Source organism: Rhodococcus sp. NPDC080181, from assembly GCF_040702225.1.
GTDB classification, from domain to species: domain Bacteria; phylum Actinomycetota; class Actinomycetes; order Mycobacteriales; family Mycobacteriaceae; genus Rhodococcoides; species Rhodococcoides fascians.
Window position 1 is genome coordinate 152,641 of sequence record NZ_JBFBKN010000004.1, and the last position, 25,141, is coordinate 177,781.

Sequence of the window (25,141 nt, forward strand, 5' to 3'; positions counted from 1 at the left end):
GACGCGCGAGCCGACGGCTGGGCCGCGTAGCGTTTCTGCCATGTCCGAACTCAAGGCCCGTATCCGAACCGACCTGACCACAGCGATGAAAGCGAAGGACAAGCTCCGGCTGGCAACGCTGCGCATGATCCTCGCCGCCATTCAGACCGAGGAGGTCTCCGGCAAGGAGGCCCACGAACTGACCGACGACGACGTCCTGAAGGTGCTGGCGAAGGAATCGAAGAAGCGCGGCGAATCGGCCGAGATCTACACGCAGAACGGCCGCGGCGAACTCGCAGCCAACGAGCACGCCGAGGCGCAGATCATCAACGAGTATCTGCCCACTCCGCTGACGGACGAGGAACTGGCCACGATCGTCGATACCGCCATCGCCCAGGTCGCCGAGGAGTTGGGTGAGCGACCGGCCATGAAGCAGATGGGTCAGGTCATGAAGATCGCGTCGGGCCTCGCTGCCGGTAAGGCCGATGGATCCCGCCTGTCGAAGGCCGTCAAAGACCGTTTGTGACCACCCATGTGAGTGGAACCTCGTAGTCCACTACGAAGTTCCACTCACATGCGGCGAAGCCGCTCAGCGAGGAGCGGTGAGCCCGGGGATCGCCGGTATCTGGATACCCGGCGGCAGGTCCGGTATCCGGATACCCGGCGGCAGGGCAGGGGCCGGAGCCGGTGCCTGGCGAACCGATCCGTCACTGACGTAGATCGTGATGTTCGATCCGGGAACCGCGCTGCCCGACGGTGACGTCGACACGACGGTTCCGCGCGCAGCCTGATCGGCCGTCGTCACCGCTGTCACCTGGAAGCCCGCACCCTGCAGCGTGGACGTCGCAGACGACTGGCTCTGGCCGGTGACGTCGGGTACCTGTCCGTTGGCCGAGCCGCGGACGTACTTCTGGTCGACGGGTGGAAGTTGGACGGGCCCGTAGTTGGTGGCGATCGGGCTCATCGCGTCGAACCAGGTTCTCGCGGGTTCGTTACCGCCGTACAGGTTTCCCGAACCGCAGGGCCGCAGCGGGAACGAGCAGATCTCGCTGGGCGTCGGTGAGTCGCCGTAGGTGTACACGGCGGCGGCGTAATTGTTGGTGAACCCGAGGAAGCCCGAGGATCGGTTCGACTCGGTGGTACCGGTCTTGCCGGACATCGGCAGGTTCCAGCCGGCCGAGGCAGCGGCGGACGCGGACGTGCCACCTGCCTGGTCGTCCTTGCTCATAGCGTTGGCGAGGGTGTTCGCCAGACCGGGTTCGACGACCTGCTCGCAGGCCTGGTGAGCGACGGGAACGGGCTTGCCGTCGCGGTCGAAGATCGAGTCGATCGGGGTCGGCGGGCACCATTTGCCACCGGAAGCCAAGGTCGCGGCCACGTTGGACAGCTCCAGCGGGTTCACCCAGGTGGGTCCGAGGGTGAACGAGCCGAGGTTCTGACTCTTCTGGAAATCGGCCATCGACTGCTCGGCACCCGAGGAACCCGGGTCCGTGTACGAGCGCAGGCCGAGACGGACGGCCATGTCGACCGTCGGCGTGACGCCGACGGACTCGATCAGCTTGACGAAGGCCGTGTTGGGGGACTGAGCCAGCGCGTCGGTGATGGACAGCGCGGGTGGGTAGTTGCCCGCGTTCTCCACGCAGTAGGTGGAGGCCGGGCAGTTACGAGCACCACCGTCGCCGACGCCCTTGACCTCCACGCGCTTGGGGACCTGCAGCGTTGCGCTGGTGCCCAGTCCGCGTTCCATGGCGGCGGCCGTGGTGAAGATCTTGAAAATGGAGCCGGCTCCGTTACCCACGAGGGAGTGCGGTTGGGGCTGCACGGTCTCGTCGGCGTCGGCGTTGAGGCCGTAGGTGCGGCTGCTGCCCATGGCCAGGACGCGGTGCTGGTCCTGGCCCGGGGCGACGACGTTCATCACCGTCGCCACGCCGTCGAGCGAGGGGCTGGTGTTGCTGACCAGGGCGGCCTTGGTGGAGTTCTGGACCGCGGGGTCGAGCGTCGTGCGGATGAGGTATCCGCCCTTGTCGATCTGCTCTTGGCTGATTCCGGCCTGTGCGAGGTACTGCAACGCGTAGTCGCAGAAGAATCCTCGGTCGCCTGCCGCGATGCAGCCGCGGGGCAGGGTCTGGGGGACGGGCAGCACGCCGAGGGGCTCGGCCTTGAGTGCGGTGAGCTCGGCCGCACGCTCGGGGAGGTTCTGGATCATCGTGTCGAGCACGGTGTTCCTGCGCTCGATCACACCCTCTTCGTTGGTGTACGGGTTGAGGGCCGAGCTGGACTGGACCATGCCGGCGAGCATCGCGGCCTGGACGGCGCTGAGCTGGCTGGCATCGATGCCGAAGTACGTCTGAGCCGCGTCCTGAATGCCGAAGGAGGCATTACCGAACGGCACCAGGTTGAGGTAGCGGGTGAGGATCTCGTCCTTGGTCAGTTCCTTGTCGAGCGTCAACGCCATCCGGATCTCACGGATCTTGCGGGCGGGCGTCGTCTCGATGGCGGCGCGTCGCTCGGCGTCGGTCTTCGCCACGACCAGCAGCTGGTAGTTCTTCACGTACTGCTGGTCGATGGTCGATGCACCCTGCTGGACCTGGCCGCTGGTGGTGTTGGTCAGGAACGCGCGCAGCGTGCCCTGCCAGTCGACGCCCTGGTGCTCCGCGAAGCGCCGGTCCTCGATGGAGACGATGGCCAGCTTCATCTCGTTGGAGATCTTGTCGCTCGGTACCTCGAAGCGGCGCTGCTCGTACAGCCACGCGATCGGGTTGCCGTTGACGTCGGTCATCGTCGAAACAGCAGGTACGGCACCCTCGACCAACTCGGCCGAGACGTTGTCGACGGTATCGGCGGCGCGGTTGGACGCGAACCCGAACCCACCGGCCAAGGGGAACATCACGCCGGCGAGCAATGCACCGGCGAGTGCTGAACATCCGGCGAGCTTCGCCACGGTTTTTCCAACTGACACAGAGCACAGCGTACGTGTGCCTCGTTCGGATCGGCAGTGCCCCGCATGCGTTGTGCGCTGCGCCCCTGCTCGGGACGCCCGTACCAGAAATGTGACCTCACCGTCTTGCATTCGGGGCCGGGTTTACCTAAATTATGAGCACAGTGTGATTCGCATAACACTTGATAATGAATGTGGGGCAGCTCCTAGAATTTGTGCTTCGACACCGAGGTACAAACTGCTCGGAGCCTCCAGGACGCCCAGTGAGGGCGACCGAGACGTAAAGGGGATCCGCCATGCACACGACAACCGCGCCGACGCGACTCGATGTAGAGGAAGCAGAAGCACGTATCGCTTGGGTGTCACACGCTCGGTGCAAGGGCACGGATCCGGACCAGCTGTTCGTCCGGGGTGCAGCGCAGCGCAAGGCCGCTACCATCTGCCGGCACTGCCCGGTTCTGATGCAGTGCGGCGCGGATGCGCTCGACAATCGCGTCGAGTTCGGTGTGTGGGGTGGCATGACGGAGCGTCAGCGCAGGGCACTGCTCAAGCAGCACCCCGAGGTCGACTCCTGGTCCGAATTCTTCGAGACCCAGCGTCAGCAGCAGGCGGCGATCTGACCGCCTGCCGGTACGGCCGATCAGCCTCTGCGGGTCAGCTGGTCGGCCACCGCGCGTAGTGCGGCGAGGTCGGAGACCTCGAACGGCAGGGACGGAACACCGACGATGGGCACGCGGGGGTGCGCGCCGGTGAAGCGTTTGAGCAACCGCACCTCGCGCGCCGCGGTCACCGCGCGTTGAGCGTGGATACGCAGCACCGCAGCAGTCAGTTCGGCACCGGGGTCGTCGATCCGGTCCAAGAGATCGGCGGCCGTGGCCGCATGATCGGCCTGCACCGACGACAACGTCGGATGCGTCCGGTTCACCACCAGTCCGGCCAGCGGCATGTTCTCGGCGGAGAGTCGCTCGACGAAGAACGCGGCCTCGCGCAATGCGTCGGGCTCGGCAGCGGCGACGACGAGGAAACTGGTGCCGTCCTCGCGCAGCAGTTGGTATGTGCGGGTAGCGCGTTCGCGGAAACCGCCGAACATCGAATCCAGCGATTGCACGAAAGCTGAAGCGTCGGAGAGCATTTGGCTGCCGATGACGGTCGAGACGCCGCGCATCGCCAGGCTCATCGCGCTGGTGACGACGCGGGTGATTCCTCGTCCGGGAGCCGTCAGCAGCCGGATGAAACGACCGTCGAGAAACGACCCGAGCCGTTGCGGAGCGTCGAGGAAGTCCAACGCGTTGCGCGACGGCGGAGTGTCCACGACGATCAGATCCCACGACGCGTCGAGGGACAGCTGCCCCAGCTTCTCCATCGCCATGTACTCCTGCGTGCCCGAAAAGGACGACGCCACAGTCTGATAGAACGGGTTGGCCAGAACCTGCGCCGCCTTTTCCGGCGTCGAATGTTCGATGACCATCTCGTCGAACGTGCGCCGCATGTTCAGCATCATCGCGTGCAGTTCGCCCTTGGCGTCGGCACCCAATTTCACCGGCTGCGGGCTGTTGTCGAGGTCGCCGAGCCCGAGGGCCTGAGCCAGCCGGCGAGCCGGATCGATGGTCAGCACGACGACACGCCTGCCCTGTTCGGCGGCACGCAGAGCCATCGCCGCTGCGGTGGTGGTCTTCCCGACACCGCCTGCGCCGCAGACCACGACGATTCGTGACGCGGGGTCGGTGAGGATGCGGTCGACGTCGAGTTCGGTTGCTGCTGGTCGAGTCATCGGACACCCTGTTCTGCGAGCGTGGCGGCGAGCTCGTACAAGCCGCCGAGGTCGACGCCGTCGGCCAACATCGGCAGCGTCATGCGTGCGACGTCGAGTTCGTCGAGTTGTGTTGCGCTCTCCACCTGAGCGGACAGCGTCGACGCGTGCTCGATCGATTCGGTCAGTAGACCGGCGAAGTCGGCCTCGGACAACGTGATTCCGGTCTTGGCCAGACCTTCCTGAATTGCGACGGCATCGATCTCGCCCTCGGCGATGGGTTCGAGGGAGTCGGCAGGCAGGTACGTCGGCTCGGTGCGGTTGACGATCACCGTGCCCAGGCGGAGGTCGGCTGCTTCGAGCTCGCGTACCGCATCTGCCGTCTCCTGCACCGGCAGTGCTTCGAGCAGGGTGACCAGGTGCACGACGGTGTCCGACGAATGCAGCAACCGCACCACGCCCTCACTCTGCGAGCGGACCGGGCCGCCTTTGGCCAGGTCGGCCATGGCCTTGGTGACGTCGAGGAAGTTTCCGATGCGGCCGGTGGGCGGCGAGTCGACGACCACCTCGTCGTACGCGCGGTTGCCCTTCTTGTCGGTGCGCACCACGCACTCCTTGACCTTTCCGGTCAGCAGTACGTCACGCAGGCCGGGCGCGATGGTCGTCGCGAACTCGATGGCACCGATCTTGCGCATCGCGCGGCCGGCGAAACCGAGGTTGTAGAACATGTCGAGATACTCGAGGAACGCGGTCTCGATGTCGATCGCCAGCGCGTAGACCTCGCCGCCGCCGTCCGCCGAGGCGACGCGGGTCTCCACCGGCGGGAGCTGCGGCACGTCGAACAGCTGCGCGATGCCCTGCCTGCCCTCGACCTCCACCAACAACACTCGCCGGCCACCCGCGGCCAGCGCCAACGCCAGCGCGGCAGCGACCGTCGACTTACCGGTACCGCCCTTGCCGGACACGAAATGCAGCCGCGCGGCATCCGCCTTCGCCGGCCATCCCTCTTGCTTCGATGTACCCACGCCTCGACCATATAGAGACGCGATGCCGGTCGTCCGACAGAACCGATAATCACCCGATCGCAGTGACGCACCCCTCGTACTCCGGTGGGCGATAGGCTTCGAGTCATGAGCGAAAAGATCATCTGGGAGTACTTCACCGCACCGGTGCTGATTCACGCCACCAAGCAGATTCTCGACAACTACGGCTCCGAGGGCTGGGAGCTCGTGACGATCATGGCGGGACCGAACGGCGGCGACACACTGGTCGCGTACTTCAAGCGTCCGAAGGGCTGACGCCGTGGCGAACTGGAGCGAACGCCTCTCCGAGCTGGGCATCGCGCTGCCCGACGTCGTTCCGCCGCTGGCCGCGTACGTCCCCGCTGTACAGGTGGGTTCGCTCGTCTACACCTCCGGTCAACTGCCGATCGTGGACGGAAACCTGACCTCCGTCGGCAAGGTGGGTGCCGACGTGTCGGCCGAGGACGCCACGGCAGCTGCGCGGATCTGTGCGTTGAACGCTCTGGCCGCGGTGCATGCGCTGGTCGGTATCGACTCGGTCGCACGCGTGATCAAGGCCGTCGGCTTCGTCGCTTCCGCGGAGGGCTTCACCGGTCAGCCGGGTGTCGTCAACGGAGCCTCGAACGTCATCGGCGAGATTTTCGGTGACGCAGGCAAGCACGCCCGCTCGGCCGTCGGCGTCGCGGAACTTCCGCTCGGTGCGTCGGTGGAAGTGGAGCTCATCGTCGAACTGCAGTAGTCGACGTCCCATGAAGTGCACCGCAGGTCTCGTCGACTGCGGAACGCAGCAGGTCGGCATACACGGCGTGATCGGGGACCGTCGTCGGGCAGGCCGTCACACAGACGGTGACGACGTCCCCGTATCCGTACACGGCGTGGGTGATGCTGCAGCCCGGGCTCAGCGACGCGACCCCCGCGCACAGGGTGGCCCTGCTGGACCCCAACTCGAGGTCCAGACCGGTTCGGTTGACGCTGGTCACCACGGTATGGCTGGTGACACGCTCGGGCGTACCGCTGCGAGGGGCGACGAGCCGGGCGCGGCGACCGAAGCCGAGCAGTAAAGCGGCGGGGTAGAGCTCGGCCGACCGGGTGGCGTCGATGTGGCGGCGGTCGTTCACGCGTTCACGCTGCAGGTTCAGCGCGTGTGCCACTGCCGATGCTCGGTCGGACGCGTCGGTGAGCTCGGGATGCAGATCGACGGCAGCGGGGACGGTTCGGTTGACGGCAGGCCAGGCCGCCGACGTTCCGATCGCGGTGGGCACCGTGGCGCGGATGCGGGTGCCGTCCCTCTCTCCGTGCGCAGCGAGATACGTCGACAACGCCGCTCCGACGGCGGTGAGTGCGGTAGCCGTGACGGTGGCCGGCCCGCCCGTCCACTGCGACTTCGGGAACTGCAGGACGTGCACCGCTCTCGTTTCGTCGGGATGGGCGTTGACGCGCGTGGGTTCGACCGGTGCGGGGGCAACCAGCTCCCCGTTCCGCAGGGCGTCGAGATACGTCTGCTGTGCCCGCCCCATCCGCCGCTGCGACCGCGCCCATCGGTAGGGCAGAAGCGCCGTCGCAACGACCGCATCTCGCACTCGACGTGGACGCGAGACGGCAGGGTCGTCGGGGAACGTGACGTTGTCGGTCGGCTCGTCCGGTCCGAAGAGAGCGCGAACGATGCGGGTGCCGACCGACCCGTCGGACAATGCGTGGCTGACCTGAACGATCACGACGGTGGCCGCACCGCGGATACCGTCGACGCCCGACAGGCCCCGGCCGACGTGCACGGTCCATGCCCGCGTCGTCGCATCGACCGGAACGCACGCGCGGTCGGCCAGAAACGAATTCAGTGTGTGACGACCGTCGGAGAGATTGTGGTCGACCACGTGGTCACGAGGCGGCGTCGGGTCCCTGATCCAACGTGGGTACTCCATCAGACCCACCGCATCGCCGATGCGAATCTGCAGTCTCGGAACCAATCGAGCGCGTCTCTCGACGTGGGCCACGACGTCGTCGAACGTCGGTGGTTCGTGGTCCCCCGAATCGAAGACGAACGTCGTGTACTGGTCCATCGAGCGATGCGGGGCCGAGGTGTAGTGGAACATCGCATCTTTGACGTCCATGGTGGTCACACGATCAGGGTGCCCACTCCCGCGCCCGATCAATCACCCTCTGCAAGTGCAGTCCTCGGTGCACCGAGCATTCGTGGTCGACACCCGATTCCACCGACTCGAGGAACTCGTCCAGCAGTACGGCGTAACAGTCGGTCGACGACGTGGATCGGTCGGTGAAGGTGTCGACTCCGGCGGGTCCGGACAGCTCGATCCGCATCAGCGACGGCATGACCGGTGTCCGCAGCGACAATTGGACGGTGCTACGCGCGCCGCCCTCGTGTTCGAGCAGAACGGTCCAACTGTCCGACGGCGTATCACGGTGCGAGTAGGCAACGCGCGCAATGGTTCCCAGTGCCGCGTCGAGGAGATCGAAGACGTGGGGCCCGATGTCGAGGATCGCCCCGTCGTCGTGTCGCCACTGCGATTCCGAGTACGCCCCGCCGAGGGTGGCACCGGAGAACCAGGTTCCGGAGCCGGCGGCCCAGGGACGGCCCGCTGTCGAGGTGAGGAATTGCCTTGTCTCCGGGGCGAATCGGAGTGTCAGAGTCACCATCGAACGAACTCCGGCGGTGGTGACGGCCTCGGCCAGTTCCTCGGCCTCTGCCACGGTGGCGGCAGTGGGCTTGTCCAGCAACACATGTTTTCCTGCTCGCGCGGCGCGGAGGGCGAACCCGGCTTGCACGGCCGGTGGTACCGCGAACGCCACCGTGTCGACGGCATCGAGCAGGGCGTCGAAGGACTCGTAGACGGGTGCACCCAAATCGCCCGCAGCTTCCGGTCTGCGGGCCCACACTCCGGTGAAGTCCACTCCCGGATGGGCGAGCAGCGAGGGGGCCTGAGTCTTGCGGGCCCAGGGGCCGGCTCCGACGAGTCCGATCTTCATATGCGTCGACGTTAGTCGTCGGCACCGGTCCTGTTCCACCTCGAGAACAGTGGGCGTCCTACAGTGTTTCAATGGCCGACTCGAACTTGACGCATCCCGCCTACGGACTGGTCCGGCACGTGACGCCCACGGCGTCGGTTCTGCTCGCGGAGAACCCGGGCAAGATGACGCTGGACGGAACGAACACGTGGATCCTGCGGGCACCGGGTTCCGAGGAGTGCATCGTCGTCGACCCGGGTCCGAAGGACAAGGCCCATCTCGACGCCGTCGCCGCGTCGGGCACGGTGGTGCTGACCCTGGTGACCCATCGCCATGCCGATCACACGGCAGGGTTGAAACGGTTTCACCGCAAGACAGGGGCACCGGTGCGGGCGGTGGGGGAGAAGTTCCTGCACGGCGGCGGCGAGCGGTTGGCGGACGGCGAGGTCATCGATGCGGCGGGTCTACGGATCCGAGTACTCCACACGCCCGGTCACACGGCGGATTCGGTGAGCTTCGTGCTCGACGACGCGGTCCTGACGGGAGATACGATCCTCGGCCGCGGCACCACGGTGCTCGACCCGAAGGACGGCTCGCTCGCGGACTATCTGAATTCGCTCGATCGACTCGAGGCCGCCGGTGCGGGCAAGACGGTGTTGCCGGGGCACGGGGCCGATCTACCGGACACCGCCGAGGTGGCGCGACTGTATCGCGCTCACCGTCGGCAGCGGCTGGATCAGGTGCGGGCGGCGTTGGCCGAGATCGGAGACGACGCCAAACCGATGCAGGTGGTGCGCCACGTCTACTCGGACGTGGACAAGAAGTTGTGGCCGGCTGCGCGGATGTCGGTCAAGACGCAGCTGGCCTACCTCAGGGAGAACTAGCGAGCTGCTGTCTCGAAGGAACTCGGCCTAGCGAGCTCGGCGGGCCAGGCGCTCGGAGTCCGAGATCAGCACGGACTTGCCCTCGAGGCGCAGCCATCCGCGGTGCGCGAAGTCGGCCAGTGCCTTGTTGACGGTCTCGCGCGACGCTCCGACGAGCTGAGCGATCTCTTCCTGCGTCAGGTCGTGGGTGACGCGCAGCGATCCCGCTTCCTGGGTGCCGAAGCGCTGGGCAAGCTGAAGCAGCGCCTTGGCCACGCGTCCGGGGACGTCGGTGAAGATGAGGTCGGCCAAGTTGTTGTTGGTGCGACGCAACCGGCGAGCCAGGACGCGCAGCAGCTGCTCGGCGATCTCGGGGCGCTGATCGATCCAGTCCTTGAGAGCCGCGCGGTCCATGCTGACCGCGCGCACCTCGGTGACCGTGGTGGCCGAGGACGTGCGAGGGCCGGGGTCGAAGATGGAGAGCTCGCCGAACATGTCCGACGGTCCCATGATCGTCAGCAAGTTCTCGCGGCCGTCGGGGGAGCGTCGCCCGAGCTTGATCTTGCCGGAAACGATGATGTAGAGCCGGTCTCCGGGCTCACCCTCGTTGAACACCACGTGTCCCCGGGGGAAATCGACAGGCTGCAGCTGCTTCGTCAGTGCCGCAACCGCAGAGGGTTCGACTCCTTGGAAGATGCCGGCCCGTGCCAGGACGTCGTCCACTTGCGCTCCTTTTGGGATGTCGGCGATGCGGTGACCCGCACCCCCGAAGGCGTCTGTACACACTCGTCTCACCACCGAATCGCGCTGCGATTCAGGCGTCGATGCCGATGCAATGTTCAAACACAACAATTACCTCAGGGGAGTCTACTTCGACTCGGCCGAAACCGAGTGATCGACGCCACCACAGGTTGCCAGAGGAACGGTACGTCTGTTCGCGTTCACCGTAAATTCATCCGAATGCGGACAAATGGGTGCTCAACTGGCCCGTTGGTCGACCATGCCGTCGCGCGTGTCGATCGTGCGCGGAGGAGTCTGGTGACGCTTGCGGGTGTTGAACCGAGCCAGGGCGTGGGGGAAGCCCTCGTTCGCCAGTGTGGCGACCTCGGACTTGCTCGCCTGATCGAGGAATTCCTCTACTTCGTGCTCCCGGACGCCGAGCTTGCTGAGCCGGAACTCGACGCGCTCCATCGCGAGTGCGAAGAGCATGAGTAGTACCGGAAAGAGCACCACGGCGAGTCCTTGCATACCGGCCAGTTAACACCGAAAAGGTCTCGATACAAACACAGCTCGGCGCGCTCGCGTAGTTCGTTACGCATTCTTGTCCGTACAGTTGTGGCGTGGAATCGACAGCCCCGAAACGCCCCGACGTGCGCAAACGCGAGGAGACGCGACTCGGCCTCGTGCGGCGGGCCCGGCGGATGAACCGAACGCTCGGGGTCGCGTTTCCGCACGTCTACTGCGAACTCGACTTCACCACGCCCCTCGAACTCGCCGTCGCGACCATCCTGTCCGCGCAGTGCACCGACAAGCGCGTCAACATGGTGACTCCGGCCCTGTTCGTGAGATACCGCACAGCTCGCGACTACGCCGAAGCCGACCGAACCGAACTCGAAGAGTTCATCCGAACCACCGGCTTCTACCGCAACAAGGCCAACTCGCTGATCGGGCTGGGTCAGAAGTTGCTCGAGAACTTCGACGGCGAAGTCCCCGCATCGTTGAAGGATCTGGTGACGTTGCCCGGCATCGGCCGGAAGACGGCCAACGTCGTGCTCGGCAACGCGTTCGACGTTCCCGGCATCACCGTCGACACCCACTTCGGCCGACTGGTGCGGCGCTGGCAGTGGACCGAAGAAGAGGACCCCGTCAAGGTGGAGCACGCCGTCGGCGCGCTGATCGAGCGGAAGGAGTGGACCGTGCTCTCCCATCGCGTCATCTTTCACGGTCGACGCGTCTGCCACTCCCGCACGCCGGCGTGCGGGGTGTGCGTCCTCGCCAAGGACTGCCCGTCGTTCGGCCTCGGCCCGACCGATCCGGCGACCGCTGCAGCCCTGGTGAGAGGTCCCGAGACCGATCATCTGCTCGCTCTCGCCGGAATCGTGTCGTGAACAAGGCCGCACTCCGCTGGTCTCTGGTCGCGCTCATTCTCGTCGTCGGGATGGTCTATGCCCTCTGGCCACGCAATGAATCTCCGGCAACGCAGCGCGCCGATGGTCCCGGTCTGGGGCAGCAAGGACCGTCGACGGCCGAGCGTCGGGCCGCCGATACTCCCGAGGCTCTGGCACCGCTGCGGCAGACCGCCGGTCTCGACGCATGTCCGACGCCGTCGGGCGCTGCAGCAGGCCCGTTGACGGGCATCACCCTCGAATGCATCGGCGACGGCTCGTCGATCGACCTCGGCCAGGCTCTGGCCGGGCGACCCGCACTGCTCAACATCTGGGCCTACTGGTGCGGCCCGTGCGCGAAGGAGTTGCCTTACCTGCAGCAATACGCGCAGCGGGCGGGTGATGCAGTCACGGTGTTGACCGTCCACAACGATGCCAACGAGTCCAACGGGCTGACCCGTCTGGCCGAGTACGGCGTCACGCTGCCCGGCGTTCAGGACGGTGCCGGACGCGTCGCCGCGGCGACGGAAGCGCCGAACGTGTTGCCCGTATCCGTTTTGATATCTGCGGATGGCACTGTCGCCAAGGTGCTGACCGAACCCTTCACAAGCGTCGACGACATCGCCGACGCAGTCCGCGAGAACCTCGGAGTCGCGTCGTGAGCGCACCCGAGTGGCTCGGGCGCATGCTCGACGTCGCCGGCAGCGAAAACGGACTGACCGACACCACCGGCATCAACCCGGTGCTGCAACGACAGGCGCAGCCGGCCGATCGAACCCGCTCGGCGGCGGTGTTGGTGCTGTTCGGTGGTCCGGCTGCCGCCGATCCGACCGCGCCCGGTGGGCTGCCCGCCGAGGCCGACGTTCTGCTGACCCAGCGGGCGTCGACCTTGCGCGACCACAGTGGGCAGATCGCCTTCCCCGGCGGTGCCACCGACCCGGGTGACGACGGGCCCATCGGAACGGCGCTGCGCGAGGCCCAGGAAGAAACCGGTCTCGACCCGGCCGGCGTCGTACCGCTCGCGACGATGCCCGGCATCTACGTGCCGCCGTCTCGATTCGATGTGGTTCCCGTGCTCTCGTACTGGCGGAGTCCAACCCCGGTCCGCGTCGTCGACGCCGGCGAAACCGAGCGCGTGGTGCGAGTTCCCCTGCGCGAGTTGCTCGATCCGGCCAACCGATTCCAGGTGCGTCACCCCGCCGGCTACCAGGGCCCGGCCTTCTCGGTGCAGGGAATGCTGGTGTGGGGATTCACGGGCGGTATTCTGGCGGGCCTGCTCGCTGTGTCGGGCTGGGAGTCCGAATGGGACACGGGGGATATACGCGATCTGGAGGCCAGCTTGACTGCGGTAGGAGCGAGGCTCGATCGGTGACGGGTTCAGGGTGGGTCGATATCGCGGTGCTCGCCGTCGCGCTGCTGGCGGCGACGTCGGGATGGCGACAGGGGGCGGTGGCGTCGGCGTTGGCGTTTCTGGGAGTCGTTCTGGGTGCCGTCGCCGGGATTCTGGTGGCACCGCACGTGCTCGAACACGTCGACGGATCACGCACGAGGGTGTTCGTCGGTATCGCGTTGATCGTGGTGTTGGTGATCGTCGGTGAGGTGGCCGGCATGGTTCTGGGTCGTGCGTTGCGCAGCGGAATACATTCGCGCTCAGCCAGATCCGTGGACAGCACGATCGGGGCAGGTCTGCAGGCCGCGGCCGTGCTCGCTGCCGCATGGTTGCTCGCCATTCCGCTGACGTCCTCGTCGCAGCCCGAGGTGGCCAGTGCCGTGCGTGGCTCGACGGTCCTGGGCAAGGTCGACGAGGTGGCACCCGAGTGGCTGCGTCAGGTGCCCAAGGAATTCTCGGCGCTGCTCGACACGTCCGGGCTGCCGGACGTCATCGGTCCGTTCGGACGCACTCCGGTCGCCGACGTCGCTGCTCCCGACTCCGGGATCGCCGCAGGCCCCGTCCCGATAGCGTTGCAGGCGAGCGTCATCAAGATCAACGGAATCGCCCCGAGTTGCCAGAAGGCGCTCGAGGGTTCGGGTTTCGTCGTCGGGCCGGATCTGGTGATGACCAACGCCCACGTGGTGGCCGGTACCTCCGAGGTGACCGTCGATTCTCCGGACGGCCCTCTCGACGCCGACGTCGTCCTGTTCGATCCCGAAGAAGATGTTGCTGTGCTTCGTGTTTCGCAGCTGCAAGCTCCGGTGTTGCCGTTCGCGCCGAACCCGGCCGAATCCGGATCCGACGCCATCGTGTTGGGTTACCCGGGCGGCGGTCCGTATACGGCGAGCCCAGCGCGCATTCGCGAGATCATCAACCTCAGCGGACCGGACATCTACCGCACCGGAACTGTTCAACGCGAGGTCTATACGGTTCGCGGATCGGTGCGGCAGGGCAATTCCGGTGGGCCACTGGTCAATTCGAACGGTGAGGTACTCGGTGTGGTGTTCGGTGCTGCCGTCGACGACCCCGATACCGGATTCGTCTTGACCGCAACCGAGATCTCGGACGAGCTCGCCCGCAGCTTCGATGCGCCGGTCAGTGTGGGTACCGGCGACTGCATCGTCTGACGGCGGGACGTCAGCTTTCGAGCGCGACGCGCAGGATTTCCTCGGACACGACGTCTGGGGCTTCCTGGTGCACGTAGTGCCCGACGTCCCGCACTGTTCGACGCGTCAGCCCCGGTGCCCAGTGCCGATCGCGATCGAGGGTGGTGGGTAGGACGTACGGATCGAGGTCACCGCTGATCTGCGCGACGGGGATCGAGGTCTTCACGTCGACGGCGTCCATGAAGCGTCGGCCCTCGGCGCGGAACTGGCTACGGAACGCCCAGCGCTGATATTCGAGTGCGCTGTGCGCGGCCCCGGGAATTCGGATGGCCGAGCGCATCTTGCCTGCGGTATCGGCGAAATCGTCGGTGCGCTGCCATTGCGACCCGGCGCGGCTGCGCATCAACTCCTCGACTGCCGCGCCCCCTCGCCGGGTGAGCAGCTTCTCGGGGCGCAGCGGAACTTGATATCGAACGAAGTGCGGCAGCAGAGCACCGCGCTGTTCGGAATCCTTCAGCACGGCGCGGCGCAGCGAGATCGGGTGCGGTGCATTGATCAGGACCATCGAGCGGACCATTCGCGGATGCAGAGCCGAGCTTGCCCAGCACACCAGGCCGCCGTCCGCATGGCCGACGAACGTCGCGTGTGGGTACCCCAGCGCCCGAACGAGACCGACGATGTCGCCGGCCAGGGTCCATCCGTCGTAACCACGTGGGGGCTTGTCGGAGTCGCCGTAGCCGCGGAGGTCGACTGCGACCGCTCGCACTCCGGAACGCGCGAGCGCGTCGAGCTGGTGACGCCAGGAGTACCAGAAGTCGGCGAAGCCGTGCAGCAACACCACCAGCGGGGCGTCGGGAGCATGCTCGCCGACCTCCACGGTATGGAACCGGATTCCGTTGGCATGGATGTCGCGATGGATCCACTGTCCCGGGTAACGGACCGTGGACGGATCGGGATGATTCATACTGCTCGACTCGCCGGGCGTCGTCTACTTCTTGTAGCCGGGGATTCCGGGAATGCTCTCGTGCTGGTTCGGCAGCACGGTCGACGCCTGCTTGAGGGAGTCGATGGTCTTCTCGGGCTTGCGCAGTTTCTTGACCCTGCGGTAGCCGAGGAACCCGAACAGGCCGGCAACCAGCACCATGAACACGAAGACGATGAGGAACGAGGCCCATCGATAGAGCCACACGTCGAGGAGCTCGGCGGCGAAGAAGAAGAAGAAGAACGAGCTGAACAGCAGCACCGTCAGCGCGACGATGAAGAAGACGCTGCCCTGCAGACCCTTCTTGACCTCGCCGGTGACCTCGGCCTTGGCGAGGGCCACCTCGGCACGCACGAGGGTCGAGACCTGAGTCGTGGCGTCCTTGACCAGGTTTCCGATGCTCGCGCTACCGGGTGTGCGGGCATCGACATCGGTGAGAGGTATCGACGAAATCGTGTTCGGGACGCCGTTGCCGTATCCCTTGTCATTGCTGACGCTCAACTCTCGACCCCTTGTAATCGCTGTGCTCGGTATTGCGGTGATCGCTCTGCTCGGTGTTGCGGAAGATCGTATCGACAGTAGTGCCTAAGTAGCAGATTATCTGTCCCGCGGGGGCCGAGCGACGCTCGGCCCGTCGTCGGTTACCTCTCCGCCCGTCGCGACAAACACGGGAATGTTGCACGAATCGGCAACGAACGGCCCGGGGGCGTGAAATTCTCAGGTATTCATCAGGTAATTTTCAGGGAACTTTCCCCTTCAGGAGCACTCGTGAGTTCACCACACGCCGTCACGGACGACGGCGCAATTCCCGCACCTCAGGTGCCTCGGTCCCGAATCGTCATCGCCTCGATGGTCGGTACGTCCATCGAGTTCTTCGACTTCTATATCTATGCAACGGCCGCAGTGCTCGTCTTTCCCCGCCTGTTCTTCCCCGCAGGCAACGACACGACCGCGCTGCTGGCGTCGTTCGCGACGTTCGGTTTGGCGTTCGTCGCGCGGCCCATCGGCTCGATTCTGTTCGGCCACTTCGGTGATCGCATCGGACGCAAGGCCACCCTCGTCGGGTCCCTGCTGACGATGGGTGTCGCGACGTTCGCGATCGGGCTCCTGCCGACCTACGCCGCGGCGGGTCTGTGGGCGCCGGCTCTGCTGGCGCTCATGCGCTTCACTCAGGGCGTCGGCCTCGGCGGCGAATGGAGTGGTGCGGCGTTGCTGGCCACCGAAACAGCGAAGCCGGGCAAGCGAGCCTGGGCGGCGATGTACCCGCAGCTGGGTGCGCCGATCGGCTTCTTCTTCGCCAACGGCATCTTCCTGCTCATCGTCATCGCGACCGGCTACGACTCCGCGAACTCCGGCACCGACCATGCGTTCCTCACGTGGGGCTGGCGCATCCCGTTCCTGCTCAGCGCGATCATGGTGATCATCGGCCTGTACGTCCGCCTCAAGCTCGAGGAGACGCCGGTGTTCAAGCTGGCGGTCGAGCGCGGCCAGAAGGTCAAGACCCCTTTGGCCCAGGTGTTCAAGACCAGCTGGCGTCAACTGATCATCGGCACGTTCGTCATGCTCGCCACGTACACGCTCTTCTACATCATGACGACGTGGGTGGTCAGTTACGGAACAGGCAAGGTGGCCGACGTCAACGGGCCCAAGCTCGCGATCCCGTACACGGACTTCCTGGAGCTCCAGCTCATCGCGGTGCTGTTCTTCGCGGCGCTGATCCCGGTTGCCGGGCTGCTCGCCGACAAGTACGGCCGCCGCCCCACGCTCATCGTCATCACCGCGGCGATCGTGCTGTTCGGTCTGTCGTTCCACTGGTTCGCCGACCCGTCGTCCGCGTCGGCAGGCAAGATGCTGGTGTTCATGTGCGTCGGCCTGGGACTGATGGGCCTGACGTTCGGGCCCATGAGTGCCGTTCTGCCGGAACTGTTTCCGACGAACGTGCGCTACACGGGCTCGGGAATTTCGTACAACACCGCGTCGATCCTCGGTGCCGCAGTGGCTCCGTTCATCGCAACCTGGCTGGTGAGTTCCTACGGCGTCGGCTGGGTGGGCGTCTATCTCGCCATCGCCGCTGCGCTGACCCTGATCTCGCTGATCATCATGAAGGAAACGCGAGACCAGTCGCTCGACAGCGTCTGAGCGGCTGCGCCCCATGTGAGTGGAACCTCGTAGTGGGCTACGAGGTTCCACTCACATGGTCGCTAGCGACCCTTCTTGATCGCCTCGAACACCTTCGGGTCGACGAGGGTGGAGACGTCACCGAGTTCGCGGCCCTCGGCCACGTCACGGAGCAGGCGGCGCATGATCTTGCCGGACCTGGTCTTCGGCAACTCCGGCACGATGGAGATTTCCCGTGGCCGGGCGATCGGCGAAATCTCCTTGGAAACCTGAGCTTTGAGTTCGGCGATCAATGCGTCGCCGGTGTTCTCCTCGCCGCCGCGCAGGATTACGAACGCGACGATGCCCTGACCGGTGGTCTCGTCGGCGGCACCGACGACGGCAGCCTCGGCGACACTGTGATGACTCACCAATGCCGACTCCACTTCCGACGTGGAGATGCGGTGGCCCGAGACGTTCATGACGTCGTCGACGCGGCCGAGGACCCACAGGGCGCCGTCTTCGTCGTACTTGGCACCGTCACCGGCGAAGTACCAGCCTTCTTCGGCGTAGCGGGACCAGTAGGTGTCCTTGTAGCGGTCCATGTCGCCCCAGATCCCGCGGAGCATCGCCGGCCACGGCTCGGAGAGAACGAGGTATCCGTTGCCGCCGTTGCCCAGTGGCTTGGCGTCGTCGTCGACGATCTTGGCCGAGATACCGGGCAGCGGAGTCATGGCCGAGCCGGGCTTGGTGGATGTGACGCCGGGGAGCGGGGAGATCATGATCGCGCCGGTCTCGGTCTGCCACCAGGTGTCGACGATCGGTGCGCTGCCGCCGCCGACGACGTCGCGGAACCAGCGCCATGCCTCGGGGTTGATGGGTTCGCCGACGGACCCGAGCAGGCGGATCGAGGACAGATCGTGTGCCTCGGGAATCTCCTTGCCCCACTTCATGAACGTGCGCACCAGGGTGGGGGAGGTGTAGTAGATCGAGACCTTGTACTTCTCGATGACGTTCCAATGCCGGTGCTCGTCGGGCGAATTGGGGGTGCCCTCGTAGACGACCTGGGTCGCGCGGTTCGAAAGCGGTCCGTAGACGATGTAGGAGTGCCCGGTGACCCAGCCGATGTCGGCGGTGCACCAGTAGACGTCCGTGCCCGCCTTGTGGTCGAAGACGTTGTGGTGGGTGTACGAGGTCTGCGTCAGGTAACCACCGGAGGTGTGGATGATGCCCTTGGGCTTACCCGTCGTACCCGAGGTGTAGAGGATGAACAGGGGGTGCTCGGCCGGGAACGGCTGCGCCTCATGCTCTTTCGACGCTTTCGCGACGGTCTCGTGCCACCACAGGTCGCGTCCCTCGGTCCAGGCGACATCGGAGTCGGTGCGCTTGACGACCAGAACGTTCCGGATGGAGGCGGCTCCGTCGACGGCCTCGTCGACGGTGTCCTTGATGGGGGCTGGCTTGCCGCGTCGCCACTGGCCGTCGGTGGTGATGACGAGTTTGGCTTCGGCGTCGTCGATGCGCGAGCGCAGTGCGGTGGCCGAGAAGCCGGCGAAGACGACCGAATGGGTCAGACCGAGGCGTGCACAGGCGAGGATCGAGACGATGGCCTCGGGGATCATCGGCATGTAGATCGCGACGCGGTCGCCGGAGACGAGGCCGAGTTCGGTCAGTGTGTTCGCGGCCTGGCTGACCTCGGCGAGCAGATCGGAGTAGGTGATGTCGCGGCTGTCGCCGGGTTCACCTTCCCAGTGGATGGCGACCTGGTCACCGTGGCCGTCGAGGACGTGGCGGTCGACGCAGTTGTAGGCGACGTTGAGCTCGCCGTCGGCGAACCATTTCGCGACGGGGGCGTCGGACCAGTCGAGTACCTCGGTGAACGGGGTGTGCCAGTGCAGCCGGCGAGCCTGCTCCGCCCAGAACCCGAGTCGATCCTTCTCCGCGGCGGCGTACAGATCTGCCTGAGCGTTCGCCTGCGCCGCGAACTCGGCCGACGGCGCGTAGGAGGCAACCGCGGTGTCGTCGCTGCCGGAGGTACTGGTCGTCATCTCGAATAGCTCTCTTTCGTCCGTTGCTTTTCGCCCATGAAACGGCACTTACAGGCCGGTCTCGAGCCCCTAGTGAGGGTAGTCACATGTGATGGCGATCGCACCGTTGCAATCGGCTGCAACCCCTTGATCTGCGGTGATCGGTTGTTTCCGCACGATGGACGGTCATCGCCGTCGTCGACGGGAGGCTGTCTCGGCGGCTATGCCCGCACTGTGAGAAATCGACTTGCCGAAACGTTTCGATCATGTTTCCGACTTACTCGCCGGTCAACAAAACCCGGGGGAGTTCACATGTTCGTTTCAGGATGTGTCTAAAGTTCGTTCCATCAGATCGTTGGTACGGCTCACAGGCCGTGTCTTGCGGTCGCCCACGAATCCCCGGGCGTCGCGCCCGAGGAACTGAGCACGGACGACCCCGTGTTCACATCTGGATGGAGGATTTCCTTGCGTAAAACACGCATCGCGTCAGCTGCAATCGCAGTTGTCGTCGGAGCGGCGCTGGTGACGGCGTGCTCTTCGAGCGATTCGACCGGCGGCGGAGGGTCAGGAGACGGCTCCGGCATCATCAACGCCTGGAGCGGTGAGCCGCAGAACCCCTTGGTGCCCACCAATACGAGCGAGAACACCGGCGGACGTGTCGTCGACTCGATCTTCGCAGGCTTGGTGTCCTACACCCCCGAGGGCGGTGTCGAGAACGAGGTCGCGGACTCGATCGATACCACCGACGGCCAGAACTACACCGTCACGTTGAAGGACGGCTGGCAGTTCACCGACGGCACGCCGGTCACGGCCAAGTCGTTCGTCGATGCCTGGAACTACGGCGCACTGTCGACCAATGCGCAGCTGCAGGGATCGTTCTTCGATCCGATTCAGGGCTACGACGAGGTCGCAGCCGAGAACCCGACGGTGCAGACCATGTCCGGTCTCAAGGTCGTCGACGACAAGACGTTCACCATCGAGCTCAAGCAGCCCGAGGCAGCGTTCCCCGATCGTCTCGGCTTCGCCGCGTACTACCCGCTGCCCGAGGTTGCGTACCAGGACATCGCCGCGTTCGGCGAGAACCCGATCGGCAACGGCCCGTACAAGTTCGCCCAGGAGGGCGCTTGGCAGCACAACGTGCGGATCGACCTGGTCACGAACCCCGACTACGCCGGTAACCGCAAGCCCGCCAACGGCGGCGTGAGCTTCATTCTGTACAGCAACCTCGACACCGCATACACGGACCTGCTGTCGAACAACGTCGACGTTCTCGACAACGTTCCGGCCTCGGCCGTCACCACCTTCGAGTCCGATCTTCCCGACCGCACGGTGAACCAGCCGTCCGCGTCGATCGAGACGTTCACGATTCCGGGCCGCCTCGCGCACTTCGGTGGCGAAGAGGGTGTGCTGCGTCGTCAGGCGATCTCCAAGGCGATCAACCGCGACCAGATCACCGAGCAGATCTTCAACAAGACCCGTACCCCGGCCAAGGACTTCACCAGCCCGGCCATCGACGGCTGGACCGGCGACCTCTCCGACGTCGGAAACGTCGAGTACGACCCCGAGGGTGCCAAGGCTCTGTGGGCCCAGGCCGACGCCATCGCGCCGTGGTCCGGAACGTTCTCCATCGCGTACAACTCCGACGGTGGACACCAGGAATGGGTGGATGCGGTCAGCAACAGCATCCGCAACACGCTCGGCATCGAGGCGCAGGGTGCGCCGTACCCGACGTTCGCTCAGCTGCGTACCGAAGCCACCAACCGCACCATCGCGACCGCCTTCCGGTCGGGCTGGCAGGGTGACTACCCGCAGCAGTACGGCTTCCTGGCACAGAACTACCAGACCGGTGGCAGCTCCAACGACGGTGAGTACTCCAACCCCGAGTTCGACCGTCTGCTCCGCGAGTCCGCAGGTGAGACCGACAAGACCAAGGCGCAGGAGCTGACCAACCAGGCTCAGGAAATCCTGCTCAACGACCTGCCCGCAGTGCCGACCTGGTACCGCAACGCAGCGAGTGGTTGGTCGGAGAACGTCACCAACGTCAAGATCGGTTGGGACGGAATCCCCATCTACAACCAGATCGAGAAGAACTGATCACGTTCGCTCCACTGCTGTAGAGACCGAGAAGGGCGGTAGGTCTTCCACCTACCGCCCTTCTCGTGTGCTCGCTCACTCCCGTATCTACGTTCGACGCCCCGCTGCAGCTGATCCTTGCGCCTCTGCGGTGACGTCCACCTTCCTCCAAAGGAGGTGATCCGATGCTCTGGTACATCGGACGCCGATTACTTCAGATGATCCCCGTGTTCATCGGGGCGACATTCTTGATCTATGCCATGGTCTTCTTGCTGCCAGGAGACCCCATCGCGGCATTGGCCGGAGACAAGGCGATCAGTCCCGCCGTCGCCGACCAACTGCGCGCCCGCTACAACCTCGACCAGCCGTTCATCGTGCAGTACCTGCTGTACCTCAAGGGCATTTTCACGTTCGACTTCGGTATGTCCTTCTCGGGCCGCCCGGTCAGTGAAGTTCTCGTACAAGCGTTTCCGATCACCGCGAAGCTCGCCTCGATGGCCCTCGTGATCGAGGCCGTGTTCGGCATCGGCTTCGGTCTCATCGCGGGTCTGCGCAAGGGCAAGCTGTTCGACTCGACGGTCCTCGTCGTCAGCCTCGTCATCATCGCCGTGCCGATCTTCGTCATCGGCTTTCTCGCGCAGTTCTTCATCGGTATCAAGTGGGGTTGGGTGCCGCCGACAGTGGGAGGCAACACCAGCTTCACCAACCTGTTGCTGCCGGCATTCGTACTCGGGGCCGTCTCGTTCGCCTACGTGGTGCGGTTGACGCGCACGTCGGTGGCCGAGAATCTCAGTGCGGACTTCGTGCGGACGGCGACGGCCAAGGGGCTCTCGCGTAACCGTGTCGTCAACGTGCACGTGTTGCGTAACTCGCTGATTCCCGTCGTGACGTTCCTCGGTGCAGATCTGGCCAGCCTCATGGGCGGCGCGATCATCACCGAAGGAATCTTCAACATCAACGGAGTCGGCGGCACCATCTACCAAGCCGTCATCCGCGGTGAGGCACCGACCGTCGTGTCTTTCGTGACCGTGCTGATCGTCGTCTATCTGGTCGCCAATCTCATTGTCGACCTTCTCTATGCCGCGCTCGACCCGAGGATTCGCTATGTCTGATCCCATCACCCCGAAGAGCGTCGACGCCGATCGCGCTACTCGCCAAGCACGTTTCGTCGAGGCCGACGAGGTCATCGACGTGTCGCAGACCGACGCTGTCGTCATCGACGACGCACCCGCCAGCATCTGGTCGGATGCGTGGCGGAACCTGCGCACGCGTCCGATGTTCATCGTCTCGGCCATCATCATCCTGGCCGTCATCGTGGTCGCAGCCGTGCCTGGCCTGTTCACCAGTACCGATCCGCGCTTCTGCGATCTGCAGTTCAGCATGCAGGGCCCGGGATCCGGACACTGGTTCGGTTACGACCGACAGGGCTGCGACATCTACTCCCGGGTGCTGTTCGGTGCTCGGGCGTCCGTGCTGACCGGAGTCGGGGTCACGTTCCTCGTGCTGGTCATCGGCGTCGTGTTCGGTGCTCTGGCCGGCTTCTACGGCGGCATCGCGGACTCGTTGCTCTCACGGATCACCGACATCTTCTTCGGCGTTCCGCTGATTCTGGCGGCCATCGTCCTCATGCAGCTGTTCACCGATCGCACGATCTTCACGGTGATTCTGGTGTTGGCGTTGTTCGGCTGGCCTCAGATGGCTCGCATCACACGCGGTGCAGTGCTGTCGGCGAAGGGCAACGACTACGTAATGGCCTCGCAGGCTTTGGGTTTGACGCGACTGCGAACTCTGATCCGGCACGTCCTGCCCAACGCGATGGCACCGATCATCGTCATCACGACGATTTCACTCGGTACGTTCATCGTGGCCGAGGCGACGCTGTCGTTCCTCGGCATCGGACTGCCTCCCACCGAGGTCTCCTGGGGCGGCGACATCAGTGCCGCTCAGGTCACCCTGCGACAGGGCTCGACCATTCTCTTCTATCCTGCTGCAGCGCTGGCAATCACGGTGCTCGGCTTCATCATGATGGGTGACGCCCTGCGCGACGCCCTCGACCCGAAGGCGAGGAAGCGATGACGGATCCAGCACGCATCGCAGTGGAGCAGCCCCTGCTCGACATCCAAGATCTCGAGGTCTCGTTCCGGTCCAACTCCGGTGCGGTCCCGGCTGTTCGCGGAGTATCGCTGACGGTCTACCCGGGGCAGACCGTTGCGATCGTGGGCGAATCCGGTTCCGGTAAGTCGACCACCGCGCACTCGATCATCAACCTGCTCCCCGGAACCGGCACGGTGACGGCGGGGCGCATCCTGTTCGAGGGCCGTGACTTGGCGCAGGCCAAGGAGAAGGACTTCGTCGACATCCGCGGCAGCCAGATCGGCCTGGTACCTCAGGACCCGATGTCCAACTTGAACCCGGTGTGGAAGATCGGCTTCCAGATCGAGGAGGCCCTCGCTGCCAACGGCATCGCCAAGGGCAAGGCGGCCCGGGTTCGGGCAGCCGAGCTGCTCGAGGAAGCGGGTCTCAGCGATTCGGAGAAGCGGGTCAATCAGTACCCGCACGAGTTCTCGGGCGGTATGCGTCAGCGCGCGCTCATCGCGATCGGACTTTCGGCACGTCCGAAACTACTGATTGCCGACGAGCCGACGTCCGCTCTCGACGTGACCGTGCAGCGTCAGATTCTCGATCATCTCGAAGGTTTGACGAAGGAACTCGGCACCGCGGTTCTGCTGATCACCCACGATCTGGGCCTGGCTGCCGAACGAGCGGAGCACCTCGTCGTCATGAGCAAGGGGCGGATCGTGGAATCCGGTCCGGCACTGGAGATCCTGCAGGACCCTCAGCATCCGTACACGCGCAAGCTCGTCTCCGCCGCGCCGTCTCTCGCGTCGCAGCGACTGAAGTCGTCGGTGGTGCGCAAGGACATCGTCGAGCATGCTAAGCAGGTGGCGGTCGAGGCCGTCACCGAGGAGACCGACTCGGCATTCGAGCCGGCCGCGGACACTGTGCTCGTGGTCGAGGGGCTGACCAAGGAATTCAAGCTCCGGGGCGGCAACCCGTTCAAGTCGTCCGTGTTCACGGCCGTCAAGGATGTGTCGTTCGGAGTCGCACGCGGTACCACCACTGCGATCGTCGGCGAATCGGGTTCTGGCAAGTCGACTGTGGCACAGATGGTTCTGGGACTTCTCGAGCCCACTGCGGGTTCGGTGAAGTTCGACGGGCGCGATGTGGCGGGGTTGAACAACAAGGACGCGTTCGCGTTTCGTCGTCGAGTGCAGCCGATCTTCCAGAATCCGTACGGGACGCTGGACCCGATGTATTCGATCTTCAGCACCATCGAGGAGCCTCTGCGCACCCACAAGGTGGGGTCGAAGTCCGAGCGGGAAGCCAGAGTCCGTGATCTGCTGGACAAGGTGGCACTGCCGTCGTCGGTGATGCGCAGGTTCCCCAACGAGCTGTCCGGCGGCCAGCGGCAACGTGTCGCAATCGCTCGTGCGTTGGCCCTCGAGCCCGAAATGGTCATCTGCGACGAGGCAGTGTCGGCTCTGGACGTGTTGGTGCAGGCGCAGATCCTGTCTCTGCTCAACGACCTTCAGGCCGAGCTCGGGTTGACTTACCTGTTCATCACGCACGACCTCGCGGTGGTCCGTCAGATTGCTGACGACGTGCTCGTGATGCGCAGCGGCGAGATCGTCGAGGCGGCGTCGACCGATGCCGTCTTCGACAACCCGCAGCAGGAGTACACCCAGAAGCTGCTCGCCGCAATTCCGGGTGGCTCGGTGCAGCTGGGCGCATAGCCGCGGTGGGTG

At 65.2% G+C, this 25,141-nt stretch carries 24 protein-coding genes; 14 read left to right on the plus strand and 10 right to left on the minus strand.

Going from position 1 to position 25,141, the window contains the following annotated elements; translation table 11 throughout:
* Positions 1-40: 40 nt before the first annotated feature.
* Positions 41-505, plus strand: coding sequence for a GatB/YqeY domain-containing protein (locus tag AB0O58_RS06515; RefSeq protein ID WP_027494503.1), 465 nt, complete (start codon positions 41-43; stop codon positions 503-505).
* Positions 506-568: 63 nt separating this feature from the next.
* On the opposite strand, the gene AB0O58_RS06520 is transcribed toward AB0O58_RS06515, so the two are convergent.
* Positions 569-2,920: a penicillin-binding protein gene (locus tag AB0O58_RS06520; protein ID WP_283550695.1), complete on the minus strand. Its 2,352-nt coding sequence runs from the start codon at positions 2,918-2,920 to the stop codon at positions 569-571.
* Positions 2,921-3,213: 293 nt separating this feature from the next.
* Here AB0O58_RS06520 and AB0O58_RS06525 point away from each other — a divergent pair, with 293 nt between their 5' ends.
* Positions 3,214-3,537, plus strand: a complete 324-nt coding sequence (locus AB0O58_RS06525) for a WhiB family transcriptional regulator (RefSeq protein ID WP_008712729.1) — start codon at positions 3,214-3,216, stop codon at positions 3,535-3,537.
* A 20-nt stretch (positions 3,538-3,557) separates the two neighbouring features.
* Here AB0O58_RS06525 and AB0O58_RS06530 read toward each other — a convergent pair whose 3' ends face one another.
* Entirely contained in the window at positions 3,558-4,688 is a 1,131-nt protein-coding gene (locus AB0O58_RS06530) for an ArsA family ATPase (RefSeq protein WP_027494500.1), read from the minus strand.
* Positions 4,685-5,692, minus strand: a complete 1,008-nt coding sequence (locus tag AB0O58_RS06535; protein WP_027494499.1) for an ArsA-related P-loop ATPase — start codon at positions 5,690-5,692, stop codon at positions 4,685-4,687. The genes AB0O58_RS06530 and AB0O58_RS06535 overlap by 4 nt, the downstream gene beginning before the upstream one ends.
* Positions 5,693-5,797: 105 nt before the next feature.
* Between AB0O58_RS06535 and AB0O58_RS06540 the strand changes: the two genes are divergently transcribed.
* Together AB0O58_RS06540 and AB0O58_RS06545 are read left to right on the plus strand one after the other, a co-directional pair.
* Positions 5,798-5,965, plus strand: a complete 168-nt coding sequence (locus AB0O58_RS06540; RefSeq protein WP_072691993.1) for a DUF4177 domain-containing protein — start codon at positions 5,798-5,800, stop codon at positions 5,963-5,965.
* 4 nt (positions 5,966-5,969) lie between these two features.
* Positions 5,970-6,428, plus strand: coding sequence for a RidA family protein (locus AB0O58_RS06545; protein ID WP_032400314.1), 459 nt, complete (start codon positions 5,970-5,972; stop codon positions 6,426-6,428).
* On the opposite strand, the gene AB0O58_RS06550 is transcribed toward AB0O58_RS06545, so the two are convergent.
* Both AB0O58_RS06550 and AB0O58_RS06555 read right to left on the minus strand, forming a co-directional pair.
* Positions 6,409-7,797: a wax ester/triacylglycerol synthase domain-containing protein gene (locus AB0O58_RS06550; RefSeq protein WP_230593452.1), complete on the minus strand. Its 1,389-nt coding sequence runs from the start codon at positions 7,795-7,797 to the stop codon at positions 6,409-6,411. The two genes, AB0O58_RS06545 and AB0O58_RS06550, sit on opposite strands and share 20 nt — an antisense overlap.
* Before the next feature lie 13 nt (positions 7,798-7,810).
* Entirely contained in the window at positions 7,811-8,671 is an 861-nt protein-coding gene (locus tag AB0O58_RS06555) for a Gfo/Idh/MocA family oxidoreductase (RefSeq protein ID WP_032400312.1), read from the minus strand.
* Between the two features lie 71 nt (positions 8,672-8,742).
* On the opposite strand from AB0O58_RS06555, the gene AB0O58_RS06560 reads away from it, so the two are divergent.
* Positions 8,743-9,534 (plus strand): MBL fold metallo-hydrolase, encoded by a 792-nt coding sequence (locus AB0O58_RS06560; RefSeq protein ID WP_032392776.1) that lies wholly within the window; start codon positions 8,743-8,745, stop codon positions 9,532-9,534.
* Positions 9,535-9,561: 27 nt separating this feature from the next.
* Here the strand turns inward: AB0O58_RS06560 and AB0O58_RS06565 are convergent, their stop codons facing one another.
* Both AB0O58_RS06565 and AB0O58_RS06570 read right to left on the minus strand, forming a co-directional pair.
* Complete coding sequence (locus tag AB0O58_RS06565; protein ID WP_027494494.1) at positions 9,562-10,236, minus strand: Crp/Fnr family transcriptional regulator; 675 nt, start codon at positions 10,234-10,236, stop codon at positions 9,562-9,564.
* A gap of 255 nt (positions 10,237-10,491) precedes the next feature.
* The gene (locus tag AB0O58_RS06570) at positions 10,492-10,761 is read right to left on the minus strand and encodes a hypothetical protein (protein ID WP_027494493.1); all 270 of its coding nucleotides are present in this window, start codon (positions 10,759-10,761) and stop codon (positions 10,492-10,494) included.
* A 173-nt stretch (positions 10,762-10,934) separates the two neighbouring features.
* Here AB0O58_RS06570 and nth point away from each other — a divergent pair, with 173 nt between their 5' ends.
* From nth to marP, 4 genes are read left to right on the plus strand one after another with little or no spacing between them, the layout of a single operon-like run.
* Positions 10,935-11,621: an endonuclease III gene (gene nth / locus AB0O58_RS06575; RefSeq protein ID WP_205912677.1), complete on the plus strand. Its 687-nt coding sequence runs from the start codon at positions 10,935-10,937 to the stop codon at positions 11,619-11,621.
* A 50-nt stretch (positions 11,622-11,671) separates the two neighbouring features.
* A complete protein-coding gene (locus tag AB0O58_RS06580) occupies positions 11,672-12,280 on the plus strand; it encodes a TlpA disulfide reductase family protein (RefSeq protein ID WP_052060608.1) in 609 nt (202 codons plus the stop codon).
* A 23-nt stretch (positions 12,281-12,303) separates the two neighbouring features.
* A complete protein-coding gene (locus tag AB0O58_RS06585) occupies positions 12,304-12,990 on the plus strand; it encodes a CoA pyrophosphatase (RefSeq protein ID WP_032364742.1) in 687 nt (228 codons plus the stop codon).
* Positions 12,987-14,177, plus strand: coding sequence for an acid resistance serine protease MarP (marP, locus tag AB0O58_RS06590; protein WP_032364547.1), 1,191 nt, complete (start codon positions 12,987-12,989; stop codon positions 14,175-14,177). The genes AB0O58_RS06585 and marP overlap by 4 nt, the downstream gene beginning before the upstream one ends.
* Before the next feature lie 10 nt (positions 14,178-14,187).
* Here marP and AB0O58_RS06595 read toward each other — a convergent pair whose 3' ends face one another.
* Positions 14,188-15,120 (minus strand): alpha/beta hydrolase, encoded by a 933-nt coding sequence (locus tag AB0O58_RS06595; protein WP_032373799.1) that lies wholly within the window; start codon positions 15,118-15,120, stop codon positions 14,188-14,190.
* Positions 15,121-15,144: 24 nt separating this feature from the next.
* Positions 15,145-15,639 carry a phage holin family protein gene (locus AB0O58_RS06600; protein ID WP_032373800.1) on the minus strand — a complete coding sequence of 165 codons (495 nt, stop codon included), beginning with the start codon at positions 15,637-15,639 and terminating at the stop codon, positions 15,145-15,147.
* A gap of 267 nt (positions 15,640-15,906) precedes the next feature.
* On the opposite strand from AB0O58_RS06600, the gene AB0O58_RS06605 reads away from it, so the two are divergent.
* Positions 15,907-17,277 (plus strand): MFS transporter, encoded by a 1,371-nt coding sequence (locus AB0O58_RS06605; RefSeq protein WP_027494486.1) that lies wholly within the window; start codon positions 15,907-15,909, stop codon positions 17,275-17,277.
* A gap of 62 nt (positions 17,278-17,339) precedes the next feature.
* Here AB0O58_RS06605 and acs read toward each other — a convergent pair whose 3' ends face one another.
* The gene (acs, locus tag AB0O58_RS06610) at positions 17,340-19,283 is read right to left on the minus strand and encodes an acetate--CoA ligase (RefSeq protein WP_366238027.1); all 1,944 of its coding nucleotides are present in this window, start codon (positions 19,281-19,283) and stop codon (positions 17,340-17,342) included.
* A gap of 444 nt (positions 19,284-19,727) precedes the next feature.
* On the opposite strand from acs, the gene AB0O58_RS06615 reads away from it, so the two are divergent.
* The 4 genes from AB0O58_RS06615 (at position 19,728) to AB0O58_RS06630 (ending at position 25,129) form a co-directional block, all read left to right on the plus strand.
* The gene (locus tag AB0O58_RS06615) at positions 19,728-21,356 is read left to right on the plus strand and encodes an ABC transporter substrate-binding protein (protein ID WP_027494484.1); all 1,629 of its coding nucleotides are present in this window, start codon (positions 19,728-19,730) and stop codon (positions 21,354-21,356) included.
* A 164-nt stretch (positions 21,357-21,520) separates the two neighbouring features.
* Positions 21,521-22,447: an ABC transporter permease gene (locus AB0O58_RS06620; RefSeq protein ID WP_027494483.1), complete on the plus strand. Its 927-nt coding sequence runs from the start codon at positions 21,521-21,523 to the stop codon at positions 22,445-22,447.
* Entirely contained in the window at positions 22,440-23,411 is a 972-nt protein-coding gene (locus AB0O58_RS06625; protein ID WP_027494482.1) for an ABC transporter permease, read from the plus strand. The genes AB0O58_RS06620 and AB0O58_RS06625 overlap by 8 nt, the downstream gene beginning before the upstream one ends.
* Positions 23,408-25,129 (plus strand): ABC transporter ATP-binding protein, encoded by a 1,722-nt coding sequence (locus AB0O58_RS06630; RefSeq protein ID WP_027494481.1) that lies wholly within the window; start codon positions 23,408-23,410, stop codon positions 25,127-25,129. Before AB0O58_RS06625 ends, AB0O58_RS06630 begins: the two co-directional genes overlap by 4 nt.
* The last annotated feature ends 12 nt before the right edge of the window (positions 25,130-25,141 follow it).